We start from the raw sequence: 16,749 nt of genomic DNA, 5'->3' as shown, positions 1-16,749 counted from the left end.
TCAATAAGATAATCCTGCTCCTGGTATTAGGATTATTCCCCTTACCCTATTGGCCCAACATCAACTGATGTTCTTCCAGACTGATTGGGGAAATGAGTTGCCTATGGATGAGTTTTTGGCCAAGGTAAAATCCGATGGATATGATGGTATTGAAGTTTGGATGCCAGGATCTGATGAAGCTAGAGCAACCCTAAAAGAAGGACTGGAAAAGTATCAACTCAAAGTCATTTTCCTCCACGGGACCAATAGAGGACTTCCATTTGAGGAGGCATTACAATCCTATGAAGCAGGATTGAAAGAGATATTATCCTGGAAACCAGTCAAGGTCAATAACCACACGGGAAATGATTTCTGGACTTCTGAACAAAATTTGGCATTTATAAAAGTAGCTGATGCTTATTCCAAAGAATCTGGAATTCCGATCATCCACGAAACCCATCGAGGAAGATTTTCCTATACCTTGCCTGCAGCTGTTGCCATGTTGGAGCGATTTCCTGATCTAAAATACACCTTGGATATCAGCCATTGGATGGTAGTGCACGAACGCTTGATCTCCAAAAACGATCCCAACCTTCAAAAAATCATGCCCGCTGTCCATCATATTCATGCTCGGGTGGGTTTTGCTGAAGGACCACAAATCAATAATCCAGCCGCTCCTGAATGGGAAAATGCAGTAAAGGTTCACCTGGATATTTGGGAAGAAATCATCCGGAATTCCAACGGTGAAATTTTTACCATTACCACGGAATTTGGTCCTCCACCGTATTTACCGACCATTCCATTTACCAATAAACCCATTGCAGATCAATGGGAAGCCAATGTATATATCATGAAAGCAATTCAAGCCCGTTTCGCACATGATTGATTTCATTTTACCGCTATTCGGAAGGTTTCATCCTATCCTTGTTCACCTTCCCATAGGCATATTGGCATTCGGGATCATCCTTGTTTTTCTTTCTAAAAAAGACTCCAATCAACACTTGGATGCGATCCGGCTTGCTTTTCTGTTAGGAGGAATCGCTGCAGTCCTTTCTTCGGTTTCAGGTTTTCTTCAATACCAATACGAAGGATTCACATGGGATACAGTCCAGTTTCACTTTATGCTAGGTTGGTCCACTGCGCTAGCTTCCTTTTGGCTCTTTTACGAAGTCAACAAGGAGTCCGTATTTCCAAAACATTTAAAATGGAAATCCACAGGGCTGTTTGGCCTGATGCTTCTTACTGGACATTTGGGAGGAAATATTACCCATGGAGAAGAATACCTTATTGAAGTGTTACCTCCGGAAGTCCAGGAACTCATGGGCGTAGATTTGCAGGCTGACCAAGGGTTGGTCATCCCCGAACAAGGATGGGAGCAATTGGCTTATTATGATCAGGTGGTGCAACCTATTATCAATCAGAATTGCAAAAGCTGCCATAACCCCAAAAATTTAAAAGGAGAGTTAGACCTGACCTCTTTCGAAGCGCTATTGAAAGGTGGGGAAGGAGGAAGTGTTTTAATGGCAGGGAATGCTGAGGAAAGCTCCTTGTACGCTCGGTTGATTCTACCCAAGGACGATGAGGACCATATGCCCCCTGAGGAAAAAAGACAACCTCAAAAAGAGGCCATAGAATTAATCAAAGCATGGATAGAGCTAGGAGGAACCAAAGAATCCAAACTTGGAGAATCCACTATTTCAGCAGAAACCCTGGAACCTTTCTTTCATCGGGTTGAAAAGCCGTTTTACCCAGAACAACTAGTAGAAGCCGCGTCGGCAGAAACCCTTGATCAATTAAAATCTGAGGGATTTTTTGCCGAACAGGTATCCGAAGAGTCGAACTGGTTGCTCATTTCATGTATCAATTTTCAAGACTTTAGCAATCAGGACTGGACTAAATTAACCCCTGTAAAAAACCAAATTGTTTACCTTGATTTGACAGGCACAGAAATTACAGACCCCATCCTGGACAGCATTTCCAGCCTTCCCAATTTGACTGTTTTGAAATTAAACCAAACAGGGATTTCAGGTTCTACCTTAGCTGCTTTAAATTCAAATCAGCATTTAAAAAATCTTTATCTGAATAACACGGCCATCAGTTTTGACCAACTGAATCTCCTCAATAATCATCCTTCTTTGGAAAAAGTGTTTGCCTTTGAAACACCCCTATCAGAAGCTGAAATCCCAAAGGACCTCAGCTTCTACCTAGAGAATGAGCTCTATCAACTTCCACCTCTCCCAACTGATACGATTGAGTATTAAGCCAACTGTTCACTGATCGCCTCTGGATCAAAGCCCAATGTCAAAGCTCCATTCGGATAGACGATGACAGGGCGTTTGATCATACTGGAGTGATCAATCAACAAAGCTATTGCTTTGGAAGCATCATTTAAGGACTCTTTGGTTTGATCATCCAATTTTCGGAAGGTCATTCCTTTCCTGTTGATCAATGAATCCAAATCCGTCTTGGTCAAGAAACTTTCTAATAATTCTTTGGAAGGTTTTTGTTTTTTGTAATCGAAAAACTCGTAGTCAACTCCCTTTTCCTGAAGAAAGTCAAATGCTTTTTTCATGGTATTACAATTCTTGATTCCGTATACTTTTACTGCCATGTTGCTTTTATTTTCAAACAAATTTAAGGGTTATGTCGAAAGCTGTATTAATTTGAACCTGATAGATTAACTTTCCTGAAAAAAACCATCGATTGAAAGACTCAAGAAAACTGGATCATTGCCTCAATTGCGGCAAAGAGCTCACGAATGCAGATAATTTCTGTTCATTTTGTGGGCAAGAAAACGTGGACCAGAGGGTTACCATTATCCGTTTTTTAAAAGATTTTATTTCCAATTATTTAAACTTCGAAACGGTCTTTTTCCAAACCCTACCGGTTTTCTTATTTCATCCCGGGAAGCTAACCAACACATTTAATGAAGGAAAAAGAAGAAAATATATTCATCCTATCCGCTTGTATTTAATCACTTCCCTATTTTATTTTTTCATTGTCTCCATGGTCATTCCAGCAGATCTAGTAGATCGGATCATGAGTGGAGAAATCACCGCAGAAGGGATTAATGAAGACAGTCAGGGATTAATGAAGATCAATTCGAGAGCGGGTAAAACATTTGATTCTCTCAAGAAAACAGGTAAACTGGATGAAGTAAAAGAACTTGGAATCACTATTGACTCCATGCAATTGAATGCCGAAAACCTGGAAAATATTGATCAGTTGGTTCAAGATTCCATAAAAAGCTCCCAAAATAGTTGGAAAAGCCTAAGGGCATTGTCCATTGATCCGGAAGTTTCGGACTCTACCTTTTCTGAGGCGTTATCCCAAACCTCCTTCAATGTTTCGGTTGGCCTGGATGTGCCTCAAAAAGGAGATTTATAGCCAATTCCAGTCTGTTCATTTCAAGTGCTGCCCAGAACCTTCCCTTGATGATGTTTTTATTATTGCCTTTCTTTGCTTTTCTCCTGTGGCTTTTAAACATCCGAAGTAAGAAATATTATGTAGAACATTTAATCCATGGACTTCATATTCATTCCTTTGCCTACCTTCTTTATGGATTGGCTATTCTATGGATGGCAAAATTACAAATAGCGATCCCATTGATTTTCTTATTGGCCTTTATCGGAGTCTCTACTTACACCTATGTATCCATGTTGAAGGTATCCGAACAAGGATGGTTTAAAACCCTACTAAAATTCTGGTTCCTGGGCCTATTTTATTTTACAGGCTTGGCTTTCGCGATGATTTTGGAGTTAGACATTTCCCTGAAAACCTTTTTAAAAAAGAAAACCTGCATGAAACAGGTTCCCAAAAAATAGAAGAAAAATGGGTTAAATATCAAGTTAAACTAAGCAACCTCTTCTTTAAAACTTATCAACTGGATCAAAGGTACGGGTTATGAATATGCAGCGAAATACCCATTATTGGGTATTTTTGGCAGGTTTTCTAAAAATTATTTTAGGATTGAAATAAAAAAACCGGCTCAAAGCCGGTCTCTATTAGTGCATCAGTTCAATCATGCTTTCCCGATGTGCCTGAAGAATTTTATGGATCAATTCATCCGATAAGGCAGTGGATAAAAACAAACTTTCAAATTGGGAAGGAGCTAGGTATACTCCTCTTTTCAACATGGCTTGGAAGTATTTCCCAAAAAGGGTCGTATCTGATTCCTTAGCGGTAGCAAAATCATACACTTCCTGATCTGTAAAGAACATAGAGTACATGCTTCCTAGCCTGTTGACCGTATAATTCAAACCAAGCTCCTTATTGATTGACATGATTCCACCAGAGATCAATTCACCAATATGATTCAATCTGGCATATTCTTCTGGATGCGTATTGAGATGATTCAACATGGCCAATCCAGCTGCCATGGCAATGGGGTTTCCAGACAATGTTCCTGCCTGGTAAACAGGTCCTGAAGGAGAAACAAATTCCATGATTTCTTTCTTACCACCATAAGCCCCTACTGGCATTCCTCCACCGATGATTTTACCCAAAGTAGTCATATCAGGAATTACTCCAAAAAGCTCCTGGGCTCCTCCTTTTGCCAATCTGAATCCGGTCATCACCTCATCAAAAATCAATACAATTCCTTCTCGAGTACAAATATCACGAAGGCCTTGAAGGTATCCGGCTTTAGGAAGACAAAGTCCCATATTTCCTGGCACTGGCTCTAAAATCAAGGCAGCAATTTCTCCCTTATTTGCAGCTACCAATGTTTCTATGGCTTCCAAATCATTGTATGGCGCCAACAAAGTGTCTTTGGCTGTTCCTTTTGTCACACCAGGGGAATCTGGATTCCCCATGGTCATGGCTCCAGATCCTGCTGAAATCAAAAATGAGTCTCCGTGTCCATGATAATTCCCTTCCATTTTGATAAACTTATCACGGCCAGTATAACCTCTGGCTACTCGGATTGCTGACATAGTCGCTTCAGTTCCCGAGTTTACCATTCGTACTTTCTCTACCGAAGGAACCATACTGACTATTAATTCAGCAATTTCAATTTCTTTGGCAGTTGGAGCTCCGAAGGAAGTACCATCTTCCATGGCTTTTAATACAGCTTCTTTAATCATGGGATGATTATGTCCCAAGATCATAGGCCCCCAGCTATTGATTAGTTCAATGAATTGGTTTCCATCTTCATCCATCAAATAGGCACCTTCTGCCTTCTTGATAAATAGAGGCTCTCCTCCCACTGCACGAAATGCCCTGACAGGAGAATTTACGCCTCCCGGAATGAATTGTTGAGCATGGGCAAACAGCCTTTTACTTTCTGAAATTTGCATGTATTACTGTAATGGTTTCAATTCCCCTTCTTCCATCTTGAATACAGGGACATATCGATTATTATTGCTATTCTGGAAATTAAATCCCCAAGTCACTTTACCTGTTTGGAAGGCGGACTGATCCAAATTCCTTCTCAAATCAAAGCCCTTGCTTGGACCCATATTTGAAGATAACCAAAACACCAATTCCCTCCCGATAGTTGCATTTAAGCTCGGATATACTAGGTTCTGGGCATAGAAATTATCCTTAAACTGCTGCATGGCTTCCGCATGGAACCTGGGTGTATTATTGGAAATAAAATGGAAGTTGGGAAACTCCAGCATTTCATAATCCGCAAAATTGAATCCCAACCAGGAATCCATTACCAAAAATGGCACTGAAGCATTCACCGATTCCATCAATCCAAAGGTAGGCTGGGCAATCGATGGATCATCCGTTAATAAAATGATTTGATCTACCTCCAATTCCACACTATCCATCCCTGTTCTAATGCCTTGTCGTTGTAGGAAGTCAATCACATTGCGGGGATTGACTTGCTGCTCATCGATGACTGAAAATCCTGCTGCAGTCAGCTGGTCTTTCAATAGAAGACCTGTTCTTTCATCCCGGGAACTTCCACTGTATCCAATCGCTACTTTCTTTCCCCAATCCTGCTTCTTCAATGCATCTACTACTCCTCTGGAAAGAGAGGCCACAGAAGGTCTAAAAAGGTAGCTATATTCCGTATTTTCAAATCGCTCTCCCAAATTAGAAAGTGGGTGAATCAATGGAATTTTGGAAGATTCAGCAAAAGAACTCACCAAATCCACTTCATCCTGATAGATAGGTCCAATGATTGCATCGGCTTTTGCCATGACCGGATCTTTCAAAAGCTCACTCAAATGATTCATATCGCGCTTGGAATCAAAGGTATGAAGCGTTACTTGCTTTCCTTCCTCTTGCAATCGATTGACTGCGAACTTGATTCCCTGAAATAACTCAAACACAAAACTGGAGGCCTCCACGGAAGAAGCAGGTGCATTTGGGGAACTTGTAAAAGGCAATATCACCACAAAATCCAGGACCATGTCTTTGACAGCATTTACTCCCTGCGCGTTTCCCTGAAGTTCATAATAGGCTGCTCTTTCCGTTGCTGACAAAATCGTCTGGCTTTCCAAAACCATTTTAAGGGCGGCAGTATATCCTTTATTCTCTTTGAATTCTTGCAGATTGGCTACCATAAAGCTGGCACTGGTCTGCTTGAGGTATTCGAAAGTTGCATTCTCTGCCAATTCCCTCACAGATTCTTTCTTGATTCCTTTGATGGTTTTCAAGGCCTCTTGATTTTGTTGGTTTTGGAAATAAGCCAAGGCCAATAAGTACTTAGATTCATCTGACTTTGTCCAAACCTTTTCGGATACCAAACGAAGGGCTGTGATAGCCTGCTCCGGCTGATTGGCACCCAAAGCTGCTTCACCAATATGGAATGCCGCATAATTGGAAAGGTTCCCGTATTTATCTGCATCCAAAAACTCTCGGAACAAAGGCATGGCCTCCCAGTAATTTTTGAATTCAGGAAATTTTGGGCCTTTTGATAATCCGCAGGAATATTTTGTGCAAAATTGACGGTGATTATGAAAAACGCGGAAAGTAATAAGAAATATTTTCTCATGTATTTGAAAGTGTATCGAACATCAAAACAGGGTTTGCAAATTTAACCCAATATTTTCAAACCCAAAGTTTAGGCCGAAAGCTAATCAAAATGAAAAACCCGAAGCTGTTACTTCGGGTTTTAACAATATATAATACAACCGTTTGTATTACAAGATCTTCGTGGCTCCAAAAACGCCCTAAGGGTTTATTCCCATTCGATCGTTGCCGGTGGCTTGGAAGAGATATCATAGACAACTCTATTTACCCCTTTGACACGGTTGATAATTTCATTGGAGATTTTGCCCAAAAACTCATACGGCAAGTGGATCAATCTGCAGTCATTCCATCTACGGAGCCTACTGCTCTCAATGCAACCACCTTTTCATAGGTTCTTTCGTCTCCCATTACCCCTACCGACTGAATGGGCAGCAACATTGCACCTGCTTGCCAAACCTGATCATACAAACCATGATCCTTCAGACCTTGAATAAAAATATGATCTACTTCCTGTAAGGTTTTAACTTTTTCAGCTGTGACATCTCCCAATATCCGGATTCCTAAACCTGGCCCTGGGAATGGGTGTCTACCAATAATTGTTTCCACAATTTCCAATGCCCTACCTACTTCACGAACCTCATCTTTGAACAAGGTATTCAATGGCTCTACTACAGAAAGCTTCATGAAATCGGGTAATCCTCCCACATTATGGTGAGATTTGATCGTTGCAGATGGACCTTTCACTGATACAGATTCAATCACATCCGGATAGATCGTTCCTTGCCCCAACCATTTTACCCCTTCGATTTTATGTGCTTCATCATCGAACACTTCGATGAAAACACGACCTATCGCTTTTCTTTTATCTTCTGGATCAGTTAATCCTTTCAAAGCATCGTAGAATCTCTGTTTGGAATCAACACCGATCACGTTCAGGCCCATATGCTTGTAAGAATCCAACACTTCTTCGAATTCATTCTTACGTAGCAATCCATTGTCTACAAAAACACAGGTCAATTGATCACCAATTGCCCGATGAATCAAGGTAGCAGCTACCGATGAATCTACGCCGCCTGAAAGTCCCATCACCACTTTATCAGATCCGATTTTCTCTTTCAATTCAGCAACTGTAGCATCGATAAATACATCAGAAGTCCAATCCTGCGCGCATCCACAGATACCAACCACGAAATTTCTAAGTAAGTTTTTGCCTTCTGTTGAGTGCGTTACTTCAGGGTGAAATTGAATTCCGTAGGTTTCTTCCTCCTTTACTTTGAATGCAGCTACTCGTACGGAGTCGGTACTTGCGATCACTTCAAAATTCTCGGGAAGCTCCTTGATTGTATCTCCATGAGACATCCACACCTGTGAACCATGACTCATTTCTTTCAACAAGTCAAAATGGGTATCAATATGACTTAAATTTGCCCTGCCGTATTCCCGGATTTCAGAAGGAAGAACTTCTCCTCCATATTTCTGAGCTAATAATTGGGAACCATAGCAAACGCCCAATAATGGTAATTTTCCCCTTAAAACATCCAAATCCAAATCAGGAGCACCTGCTTCCCTTACGGAGCAAGGAGAACCTGAAAGGATCACTCCTTTGACATCGGAAGTGATTTCTGGTACTTTATTATAGGGGTGGATTTCACAATAAACGTTCAGCTCTCTAACTCTTCGGGCGATGAGTTGTGTGTACTGAGAACCGAAATCAAGGATTAGGATTTGTTCTGCCATGCGCAAAGGTAAGCAGGTCAGGCAAATTGAGGAAATGATATGAAATATTTTACCGAATAATGTTTGGTTTATTTTTCTATCCTCCCCAAAACAATAGATCAAATTACTTCAGCGAGTAGGTTCTCAAACTAAAATCCATAAAATTTACGGCTTATTACGAATTGAGATTTTCCTTATGCAAAAGTCAGGCATCCTTTTTCTGCTCCTTTTTATCCTATCTGTTTCAGTCTTTTCCCAAAAGAGGAGCCTTCTTCAAACCACCAATTCCTATTTCGAATTGGTCAGACCCAAATTTGAAGGAAAAGAGGCTTATGAAACCGTTGCCTTCGTAGAAAAATATTGGAGGGTAGCAGGAAATACAGGGTTCAACAATACGGTGTACCGTATCTCCTCCAAATTGGAAGAAGCGGGGTATGTTTTAGAGGAAGATGCTACCAATGAAGATCGCTTGACCTACCGAATCGAAACCAGAAAATGGAAAGACCCACCTGGGAACCCCTGGATGGATCTGTTCAAATTATTGGGCAAGCGGAGAAACTGTTGGACTTTTCCACCAATCGGCATTTGATGTACCAATACTCTTCTTCCACTCCAAAAGAGGGGATTACGGCAGAAGTTATTTACGTTGAAAACAAAGAAGCCTTGAAAGGCCTGGATGTAGTAGGGAAAATCATATTTGCAGGCGAAGGAGGCTACCGTGCCTTTCAATCCGCTGTGAAAGAAGGCGGGGCATTGGGAATCTTCACCTATGATATGCCGGATTACCTTCAACCCAACAAGAACACCAAATCCATTCAGTTCAGAGGTCTTCGATATGATGCCAAAAAACCTGCTTGGGCAGTGGCGCTTTCCTACGAAGCCAAAGAAAAACTGAAAGCAGCATTAGAAAAAGGCCCTGTTTCTGTACATGTCAACATCCAAACCAAGATTTATGATTCGGAAGAACTGACTGTAGTTGCAAATGTAAAGGGTTCTGAGCTTCCAATGGAAAGTTTAGTCTTCTCGGCGCATATCCAAGAACCTGGTGCCAATGACAATGCTACCGGCGTTGGGACTCAATTGGAAATGGCGCAGATTACTGCAGATCTTTTCCAGAAGGGTGAATTGGATTTAAAGAGAACCCTGACCTTTTTATGGGGAGATGAAATTATTTCTACCCGTAGATACATTGAGGAAGAAGAAAAAGGGAACCAGAAATCAACTGGGGAATATCGTTGGATATGGTGGGTGAAAATACCGAGATCACCGGGGGAACCTTCCTGATCGAAAAATGCCTGATCCCAGTGCCATTTGGACCCGGGGAGAAGACCAACATTCAGAATGGGGCGGTAGGCCTTTGGAAAAAGAAGATATGAAACCCCATTACCTGAATGATTTCATGATTCATGTTTTTGAGGAGCAAGGCGCCTATGCAAATTGGGTAGTTAAAACCAACCCTTTTGAAGGAGGATCAGACCATACCCCATTTTTAAGAGCCGACATCCCGGGTTTATTACTTTGGCACTTTACCGACCAATTCTACCATACCGATCAGGATCGATTGGACAAAGTTTCCCAAAATACCATGGTCAATGTTGGGACTGCTGCTTTGGTCTCGGCCTACACGCTTTTGAATGGAGATAATCAAACAGCCGAGCAAATGGTCGAGTTAATCGCAGCCCGTGCACAGAAAAGATTAACCACGGAATATGAGTTGAGCAAATCTTCAATAGCAGCAGGAGGATCTATCAAAGAGGAACAAGAGATTCTCGATACCTGGTCAGATTACTATGTAAAAACCTTGGATACGGTAAAAGACCTTTTGACAGTAGATCATCCTGGCACGATCAAAAAATCTTGGATGCGCAGGAGGCCATGAAAAACCAATTGGGAGAGCTAACCTTTCAATAATCAGGGAACCAATATCTCCCTCCAAAAACCATCTAGAATCTGATTGATTCTACCTATTATTCATTTTTTTTGATTGGTAAATATCTATACAGGAAGCAACTTTCTTTACAAAAGAAAATTCCGTGAATAGTACCATTCGCCCTGAGAAATATGTATTTTTCATCATCCCTATCCCGCAATTGCGCAGGAAGGAAATCGCTTTTTTGATCAACCCATCAAATCAACCTATGAAAAAACTGGTCCTTGGAATAAGCCTTCTTTCTCTTCTCTTGATTTTTGACGCCTGTGATTCCAGCAACAAGGATTCTGATGAAAAAGTACTTCCGGATTTACTTTGTCAAAGTCAGATCTTCCGGCATTCGAAAAAAACTTAGACCATCAACGGTTGATTACTGCCTGGGGAGATCGACAAGGCGAGTCCATTCGAACCGGAGAACATATTTACAACAACATTTGCTTTAATTGCCATGGAAACCCAGACCAGGAAGGGTCCATGCCGAATGCTTTTAAGTTTTGGAAAGACGAATTTAAGGTGGGCAAAGATCCTTATTCCATCTACCAAACCCTGACCCGGGGCTATGGCTCCATGCCTCCACAAGTCAATTTGACCCCAGTGGAAAAATATGATCTCATCAATTACTTGAGAGAGACTTTTTGAAAGAGGAAAACCCGGGACAATTCGTTGAAGTAGATTCCACCTACTTGGCAAGCTTACCAGTCGGAACCAACATAGGTCCGGAACCCAAGGAATTCAAGCCTTGGGCAGAAATGGATTATGGCAATTTCTTGATCAACACCTATGAGTTGGCAGGTTTGGATGCCGCTCCAAGGGAGCGCTCTTCAGGCAAAGCTCCCTCCCCGATGAAAATCTGGTCAATTCAAATTTCGCATACAAAGGCATTGCTATCCGATTGGATCAAGGCCCTGGAGGAGTGGCGGCAGGAAAAGCCTGGATGATGTTTGACCATGACCTGATGCGTGTAGCCGGGGCTTGGACCGGAGAAGGTTTTATTGATTGGGAGGCAATTTTATTCAATGGTAGACACAATATCTCCCCAAGAACCATTGGTGAACTTCACTTTGAAAATCCAGTAGCACCCGGCTGGGCAAACCCCAAGACCGGAAGTTTTGAAGACCCCAGGTTTACAGCTCGGGACCAACGGAAGTTTGGCCCTTTGCCCAAGGAATGGACGCATTACGAAGGGCTTTATCAATATGGGGACCGGGTAGTTTTATCCTACACCGTGGGAAACGCCAAGCTTTTGGAGGCTTTTGGCTTGGAAACGCTGGAAAATCAGCCTGTTTTCACCAGAACACTCCACCTGACCCCTTCGGAAGAAACCCTAAAAATGAGAGTAGCGCCGAGCAGTACTGCAGTGGCCTTGACAGGAGAAGGTGCCAGTTTAAGCAAGGAAAATGGTTTCCATGTCTTGACTATTGAAAATGGGAAAACCATCCAATTAAAATTATGGATGGCCCAGGCAGGAAACGCTGGGCTACAGGAATTGGCCAACTCTGCTCCAAAACCGGAAGACTTAAGTAGCTTCACCAAAGGTGGGCCTGCCAGGTATCCTGAAAAGCTAAACACTGAAATTTTAAGGGGTGCGCAAGATGGACCATTTCAGGTAGACATCATGAACCCACCCTTTGATAGTCCCTGGAAAAATCAATTCAGGCTGAGCGGGCTGGACTTCTTCAAAGATCCCAACAAAGGGGTGATTTGTTCTACCGATGGAGACGTGTGGCTTGTAGAAGGGTTTTTGGAAGATTCCGGAAAGCTGAGCTGGAAGAGAATCGCTTCGGGACTATTCCAACCCCTGGGAATCAAGGTGGTCAATGAGGAAATCTTTGTAACATGTAGAGACCAACTGGTTCGACTTCAAGACTTGAACGGGGATCTAGAAACAGATTTCTACGAAAGTTTCAACAATGACCATATGGTCACCGATCACTTCCATGAATTTGCCATGGGACTTCAAGTGGATGAAGAGGGGAATTTTTATTATGCAAAGAGTGGTCGACATGCCAGGGAAGCCCTGACCCCCAACATGGGACCTTGATTAAGGTAAGCAAAGACGGACAAAATACGGAGATCATTGCCAGCGGATTTCGTGCTGCCAATGGCGTATGTCTCAATCCCGACGGGACCTTTATCGTAACGGATCAGGAAGGTCATTGGAATCCGATGAACCGAATCAATTGGGTCAAAGAAGGTGGTTTTTACGGCAATATGTTTGGCTACAACCCACCGAAAGACAGTACCGAGAGTGGCATGGAGCTTCCCTTGGTTTGGGTGGAAAGGGATATTGACCAATCTCCCTCTGAACTTCTCTGGGTAGACAGTGAAAAATGGGGGCCACTCAATGGAAAGCTTTTGAACCTCTCCTATGGCTATGGAAAAGTATTTGTGATTCCTTATGAAACCGTCGGAGAGCAAGTCCAGGGAGGAATCGTGGAATTACCTATTCCAAGATTCTCTACGGGAGTCATGCGAGGGAGATTCAACCCTGGTGATGGACAACTATACCTGTGTGGACTTTCTGCCTGGGGTTCTGCCCAACCCCAATTAGGTGGACTCTATAGAATTAGAAAAGTAGATCAACCGCTAGTTGTTCCTATTGGAATCAAAGCCACTCAAACAGGCATTGAATTAACATTTTCAGCCTCATTGGATGAGGAAAGTGTTCAGCAGATTTCAAACTACACAGTCAAAACCTGGGACTTGTTACGATCCAGAAACTATGGATCCAAGCATTACAATGAGAAGACCATCAACGTATCAAAAGTAGAATTGGACAAAGATGGAAAAACGGTTTTATTGAGCATCCCTGATATCCAACCTACTTGGGTCATGGAGATTCAGTACCAACTTCAAGATGAGGATGGAAAAGAATTCGTAGGTTCCATACAGAATACCATTCACCAACTGGGAAATTCTTCAGCTTTGTAAAACCATGAGTTAAGAAAACGGAAAGTTAGCAGCTTTTAAAGAATTGCTTTTGCTCCAATCGGCTTTCGATTTCTTTGGCAGTTTTGGTAATAGAAAGACCACCCAAATTGGTACATCTCAAAGTATTTGGGATGCTTTTGCCTACCGCATACATGGTTTCGATCACTTCGTCCAATGGAATCAAGTGATCGTAATTGGCCAAGGCCATATTAGCACAGGATAAGGCATTGGAGGCTGCCATCACGTTTTTATTGAGACAAGGGGCTTCTACTCGGTTTCCAATCGGATCACAGATCATTCCCAAAGAACTTTGCAAGGCCATGGAAGCGGCAGCAATACTTTGTTTCAAACTGGCCCCGGCCAAACTGACAATGGCAGCAGCAGCCATGGTAGAACCTGAACCGCATTCTGCCTGACATCCTCCTACTTCAGCAGCAAAGGTGGAATGCGCAGCGATAAATACTCCAATTAATCCAGCGACTAACAGGGCTTTATTGGTTTCTTCTTCTGAAAGCCCCAAGGAATCAGCAACACCCAATACTGCACCTGGCATGGCTCCACAGGATCCTGCTGTAGGGGCGGCGACGATGACGCCCATGGAACTCTTTACTTCCATAATGGCAGAAACGTACATGATAATCCGATTGAGCACATCCGCATCGATCAGCTTTTTCCCTTCCATCATGGATTTGAAATTCACCGATTGAGGTCCTAAAATCCGATCTTCAAACTCCGTCCCTTTCAGTCCGGTTTCAACTGCATTTTTTAGAATAATCCGAATAGAATTTGCTTTGGATAGCACCTCCTCCTCAGAGATATTTCCCCGCATGCTTTCGTATTTAAGTGCCAATTCCCACAAACTTAAATTCTTGTCTTCATTGTAGGCGAACATTTCATCACAGGTGATGAAGGGTACTTTAGGGTTTTTGCTTGCCAGAATAGGTAGTACCGGTTTGAGCTGTTTGATTTGGGAGACAGCATCCAGCTCTTTTAATTCTTCCAGAAGGGTAGTTTCTAAAAATGACAATCCGGTCAACATGACAAACTTCCCAGGTCCAGCAATGACATCAAAATCCTCCAACACCCCCGTTTGCTCCAAATAATGATTCACGATTGCTAAATCATTTGCGTAAATCAAAGTAACGTATTTATCTCCTGCCAAAGAGATCGGAACTCCATCAATTTCTATTACCTCAATCATTCCTCCTCCTGTAGAATTGGCAATGACTTGGTGTTGTTCCCAAGGGTTACTTAAGGTGATTTGATAGGTATTTGGATGTTTGGACTCCAGTTCTTTGATCGTTATTTTATATTGAATCCCTGCAGCTCCTAAATGAATTTCTGAATGGACTAACCGTTCATCGTCTGCTTCCCAGCCTAAAAAGCCACCAAACAAGCCCATATCCGAACCTTGATCCTTATGGGTAGTAGCCAATGAGCCATCGGGGTCAAAATCAATTTCTATGGTTGAAATACGGCCATCCATTAAGTCATGGCAAATCCTGCCAATTCGTAAAGCAGCTGCACAATGGGAACTGGATGGTCCTCTCATCACGGGACCAAGAACGTCGTTGAAAATGCTTGGGTAACTCATAGGGTCAATAATTAGCTAGTTCAATATATTGATTTTTAACCGATTAAGACAATAATCTAGAGACAGAAATGATCCCAGAAAAAATAGATTCCCTCAGTTTTTTATAACCAATTGGGTTGAATTGAGTTAGGTGAGTATGATCAACTTGAGATTATTCTTCATCATATTTTTATTCATGGTCATTTCCCCAAGCAATGCACAACGTCTTTCCTCTCATCAATGGAAGGATAGATTGGTAATTATTCAGTCCGAAAATGCTACCAATCCCTTATTCAAGAAACAAATAGAGGAATTTAAAAAAGGTCCTGAGGGATTGGAGGAACGGAAAATTGCAGTATACCTATCCGTTGCCGGGAAATACAAAATGGGACTAGAGGAAAGAGAGGATTGGAAAAAGGCTGGAAAAGATCTAGAAAAACTCAAAAATCCAACTTCCGAATTTGAGGTGATTCTGATGGGGTTGGATGGAGGAGTTAAACTCCGAAAAAATGAGCTACTTACTCGCGAAAGTCTATTTAGAACGATCGATCAAATGCCTATGCGGATGTCTGAAATCCGAAGAAAGAAGAAAGACAATCAGTTTTGAGAAAAGTGATCTAAGAATCTCCCTCCTGTGCTTTTCCAAATGCAATTTTAGGATTTTCGATCAACAGCAAATCCCAATCGGACTGCTTAAATCCTTTTTCATTTAATGCAGGCATAAGCTTTTCAAAAATATTGGTAAAGGGCTGAAAGTCTCCTCCATCTGGTTTGGATGGATCATACCATCCTGCATCATGGGAGATCAAGATATGTTCTAAAATACCATTTGATTTTGCAAAGGTCAGGCGATCCACGTACTCGTCCAGCCCCCAGCCTATTCCATCCAAACTGATCCATACCCCTAAATTGGCTGCTTCCAGGTAATTCTGAAAATCCTGTTCCGCCTGAGCATGCACCCAAATAAATCCAGAAGGATCAATGCCCATATTTTGTAAAATTTCAACTTCTTGCTTCGCTGTATTCCAGGTTCCCGTGTGGGAAGCTATCTGTAGGCCAGTTTGCACATGTGTTATGCCTGCCGCTCTTACCAACTTGGCATCTACCTCTCTTAAGGGTTCCTCTTCATTGACAGAAATCTTGATAAATCCCGGTTTGATTCCAGTAGAATCAATACCAGAATTAAATTCTGCGATCCAGCGGTCAGCAATCTGAGAGGCATTTTCCTGAAAGATAAAATCTGATAAATATTTCCCGCCTACGGCCCCGTAAAAGCCTGTATTGGTCACAATCCGGATTCCGGATTTTTCGCTAAGTTCTTTCAACAACAAGGGGTCTTTTGCCAGGTAAGAAGGCGTACAGTCAAAAATCGTTTTGACTCCAAATTGCTTTACTTCCAATAAATAGGGAAGCACTTTATTGATCACCGCTTCCCGATCATAGCGATTTGGAGAAACCGAATCTGTCCCAATAAAATCCACCAGCATATGCTCATGGATCAACGTCAAACCCATGGAGTCTATTGGAATTTGCCCTGTTACCGTATTGATTAGAGGATAGTCTGATCCTTCATCTGTCTCTTTTTCCTTACAAGAGGAGATTATTAAAAGCGGGAGGCATAAAGCGAAAAACATATTTCTCATAGCTCAATCAAATTTACTGTTCCGGATTAGTAATAAGGAACCTTTTTCAA

The 16,749-nt window shown here is 42.1% G+C and carries 17 protein-coding genes and 1 pseudogene; 12 read left to right on the top strand and 6 right to left on the bottom strand.

Going from position 1 to position 16,749, the window contains the following annotated elements:
- The first annotated feature begins 49 nt into the window (after positions 1-49).
- Both V8V91_RS23855 and V8V91_RS23850 read left to right on the top strand, forming a co-directional pair.
- Positions 50-865, top strand: a complete 816-nt coding sequence (locus tag V8V91_RS23855) for a sugar phosphate isomerase/epimerase family protein (protein ID WP_373397561.1) — start codon at positions 50-52, stop codon at positions 863-865.
- Complete coding sequence (locus V8V91_RS23850) at positions 858-2,240, top strand: c-type cytochrome domain-containing protein (RefSeq protein WP_373397559.1); 1,383 nt, start codon at positions 858-860, stop codon at positions 2,238-2,240. The genes V8V91_RS23855 and V8V91_RS23850 overlap by 8 nt, the downstream gene beginning before the upstream one ends.
- On the opposite strand, the gene V8V91_RS23845 is transcribed toward V8V91_RS23850, so the two are convergent.
- Positions 2,237-2,590: a Spx/MgsR family RNA polymerase-binding regulatory protein gene (locus V8V91_RS23845; RefSeq protein WP_373397558.1), complete on the bottom strand. Its 354-nt coding sequence runs from the start codon at positions 2,588-2,590 to the stop codon at positions 2,237-2,239. The genes V8V91_RS23850 and V8V91_RS23845 overlap by 4 nt on opposite strands.
- A 92-nt stretch (positions 2,591-2,682) precedes the next feature.
- On the opposite strand from V8V91_RS23845, the gene V8V91_RS23840 reads away from it, so the two are divergent.
- Both V8V91_RS23840 and V8V91_RS23835 read left to right on the top strand, forming a co-directional pair.
- Complete coding sequence (locus V8V91_RS23840; RefSeq protein WP_373397557.1) at positions 2,683-3,366, top strand: DUF3667 domain-containing protein; 684 nt, start codon at positions 2,683-2,685, stop codon at positions 3,364-3,366.
- 47 nt (positions 3,367-3,413) lie between these two features.
- On the top strand, positions 3,414-3,803 hold the full coding sequence (locus V8V91_RS23835; protein ID WP_373397556.1) for a hypothetical protein: 390 nt from the start codon (positions 3,414-3,416) through the stop codon (positions 3,801-3,803).
- A gap of 180 nt (positions 3,804-3,983) precedes the next feature.
- On the opposite strand, the gene hemL is transcribed toward V8V91_RS23835, so the two are convergent.
- The 3 genes and pseudogenes from hemL to guaA form a co-directional block, all read right to left on the bottom strand.
- A complete protein-coding gene (gene hemL, locus V8V91_RS23830) occupies positions 3,984-5,276 on the bottom strand; it encodes a glutamate-1-semialdehyde 2,1-aminomutase (protein ID WP_373397555.1) in 1,293 nt (430 codons plus the stop codon).
- A 3-nt stretch (positions 5,277-5,279) separates the two neighbouring features.
- Positions 5,280-6,806 carry an ABC transporter substrate-binding protein gene (locus V8V91_RS23825; RefSeq protein ID WP_373397554.1) on the bottom strand — a complete coding sequence of 509 codons (1,527 nt, stop codon included), beginning with the start codon at positions 6,804-6,806 and terminating at the stop codon, positions 5,280-5,282.
- Positions 6,807-7,114: 308 nt separating this feature from the next.
- A pseudogene (gene guaA, locus V8V91_RS23820) lies at positions 7,115-8,643 on the bottom strand (glutamine-hydrolyzing GMP synthase).
- 175 nt (positions 8,644-8,818) lie between these two features.
- On the opposite strand from guaA, the gene V8V91_RS23815 reads away from it, so the two are divergent.
- From V8V91_RS23815 to V8V91_RS23785, 7 genes are all read left to right on the top strand, one after another.
- Positions 8,819-9,211: a hypothetical protein gene (locus tag V8V91_RS23815; protein ID WP_373397553.1), complete on the top strand. Its 393-nt coding sequence runs from the start codon at positions 8,819-8,821 to the stop codon at positions 9,209-9,211.
- Positions 9,118-9,906 (top strand): M28 family peptidase, encoded by a 789-nt coding sequence (locus V8V91_RS23810; protein WP_373397552.1) that lies wholly within the window; start codon positions 9,118-9,120, stop codon positions 9,904-9,906. Before V8V91_RS23815 ends, V8V91_RS23810 begins: the two co-directional genes overlap by 94 nt.
- A gap of 7 nt (positions 9,907-9,913) precedes the next feature.
- Positions 9,914-10,501 (top strand): M28 family peptidase, encoded by a 588-nt coding sequence (locus tag V8V91_RS23805; protein ID WP_373397551.1) that lies wholly within the window; start codon positions 9,914-9,916, stop codon positions 10,499-10,501.
- A gap of 366 nt (positions 10,502-10,867) precedes the next feature.
- Positions 10,868-11,191, top strand: a complete 324-nt coding sequence (locus V8V91_RS23800) for a cytochrome c (RefSeq protein WP_373397550.1) — start codon at positions 10,868-10,870, stop codon at positions 11,189-11,191.
- Positions 11,188-11,490, top strand: coding sequence for a hypothetical protein (locus tag V8V91_RS23795; RefSeq protein WP_373397548.1), 303 nt, complete (start codon positions 11,188-11,190; stop codon positions 11,488-11,490). Before V8V91_RS23800 ends, V8V91_RS23795 begins: the two co-directional genes overlap by 4 nt.
- A complete protein-coding gene (locus V8V91_RS23790) occupies positions 11,445-12,593 on the top strand; it encodes a DUF6797 domain-containing protein (protein ID WP_373397547.1) in 1,149 nt (382 codons plus the stop codon). Before V8V91_RS23795 ends, V8V91_RS23790 begins: the two co-directional genes overlap by 46 nt.
- Positions 12,590-13,483, top strand: coding sequence for a hypothetical protein (locus tag V8V91_RS23785; protein WP_373397546.1), 894 nt, complete (start codon positions 12,590-12,592; stop codon positions 13,481-13,483). Before V8V91_RS23790 ends, V8V91_RS23785 begins: the two co-directional genes overlap by 4 nt.
- A gap of 25 nt (positions 13,484-13,508) precedes the next feature.
- On the opposite strand, the gene V8V91_RS23780 is transcribed toward V8V91_RS23785, so the two are convergent.
- On the bottom strand, positions 13,509-15,077 hold the full coding sequence (locus V8V91_RS23780; protein ID WP_373397545.1) for an L-serine ammonia-lyase, iron-sulfur-dependent, subunit alpha: 1,569 nt from the start codon (positions 15,075-15,077) through the stop codon (positions 13,509-13,511).
- 175 nt (positions 15,078-15,252) lie between these two features.
- Between V8V91_RS23780 and V8V91_RS23775 the strand changes: the two genes are divergently transcribed.
- A complete protein-coding gene (locus tag V8V91_RS23775) occupies positions 15,253-15,663 on the top strand; it encodes a DUF4174 domain-containing protein (protein ID WP_373397544.1) in 411 nt (136 codons plus the stop codon).
- A gap of 10 nt (positions 15,664-15,673) precedes the next feature.
- Here V8V91_RS23775 and V8V91_RS23770 read toward each other — a convergent pair whose 3' ends face one another.
- Complete coding sequence (locus tag V8V91_RS23770) at positions 15,674-16,690, bottom strand: phosphotriesterase (protein WP_373397543.1); 1,017 nt, start codon at positions 16,688-16,690, stop codon at positions 15,674-15,676.
- Positions 16,691-16,749 lie beyond the last annotated feature (59 nt).

The organism is Algoriphagus halophilus, from assembly GCF_041729275.1.
GTDB classification, from domain to species: Bacteria; Bacteroidota; Bacteroidia; order Cytophagales; family Cyclobacteriaceae; genus Algoriphagus; species Algoriphagus halophilus_A.
Note: the sequence above shows the minus strand (reverse complement) of the source record. Positions and strands in the feature narration are given on the sequence as shown.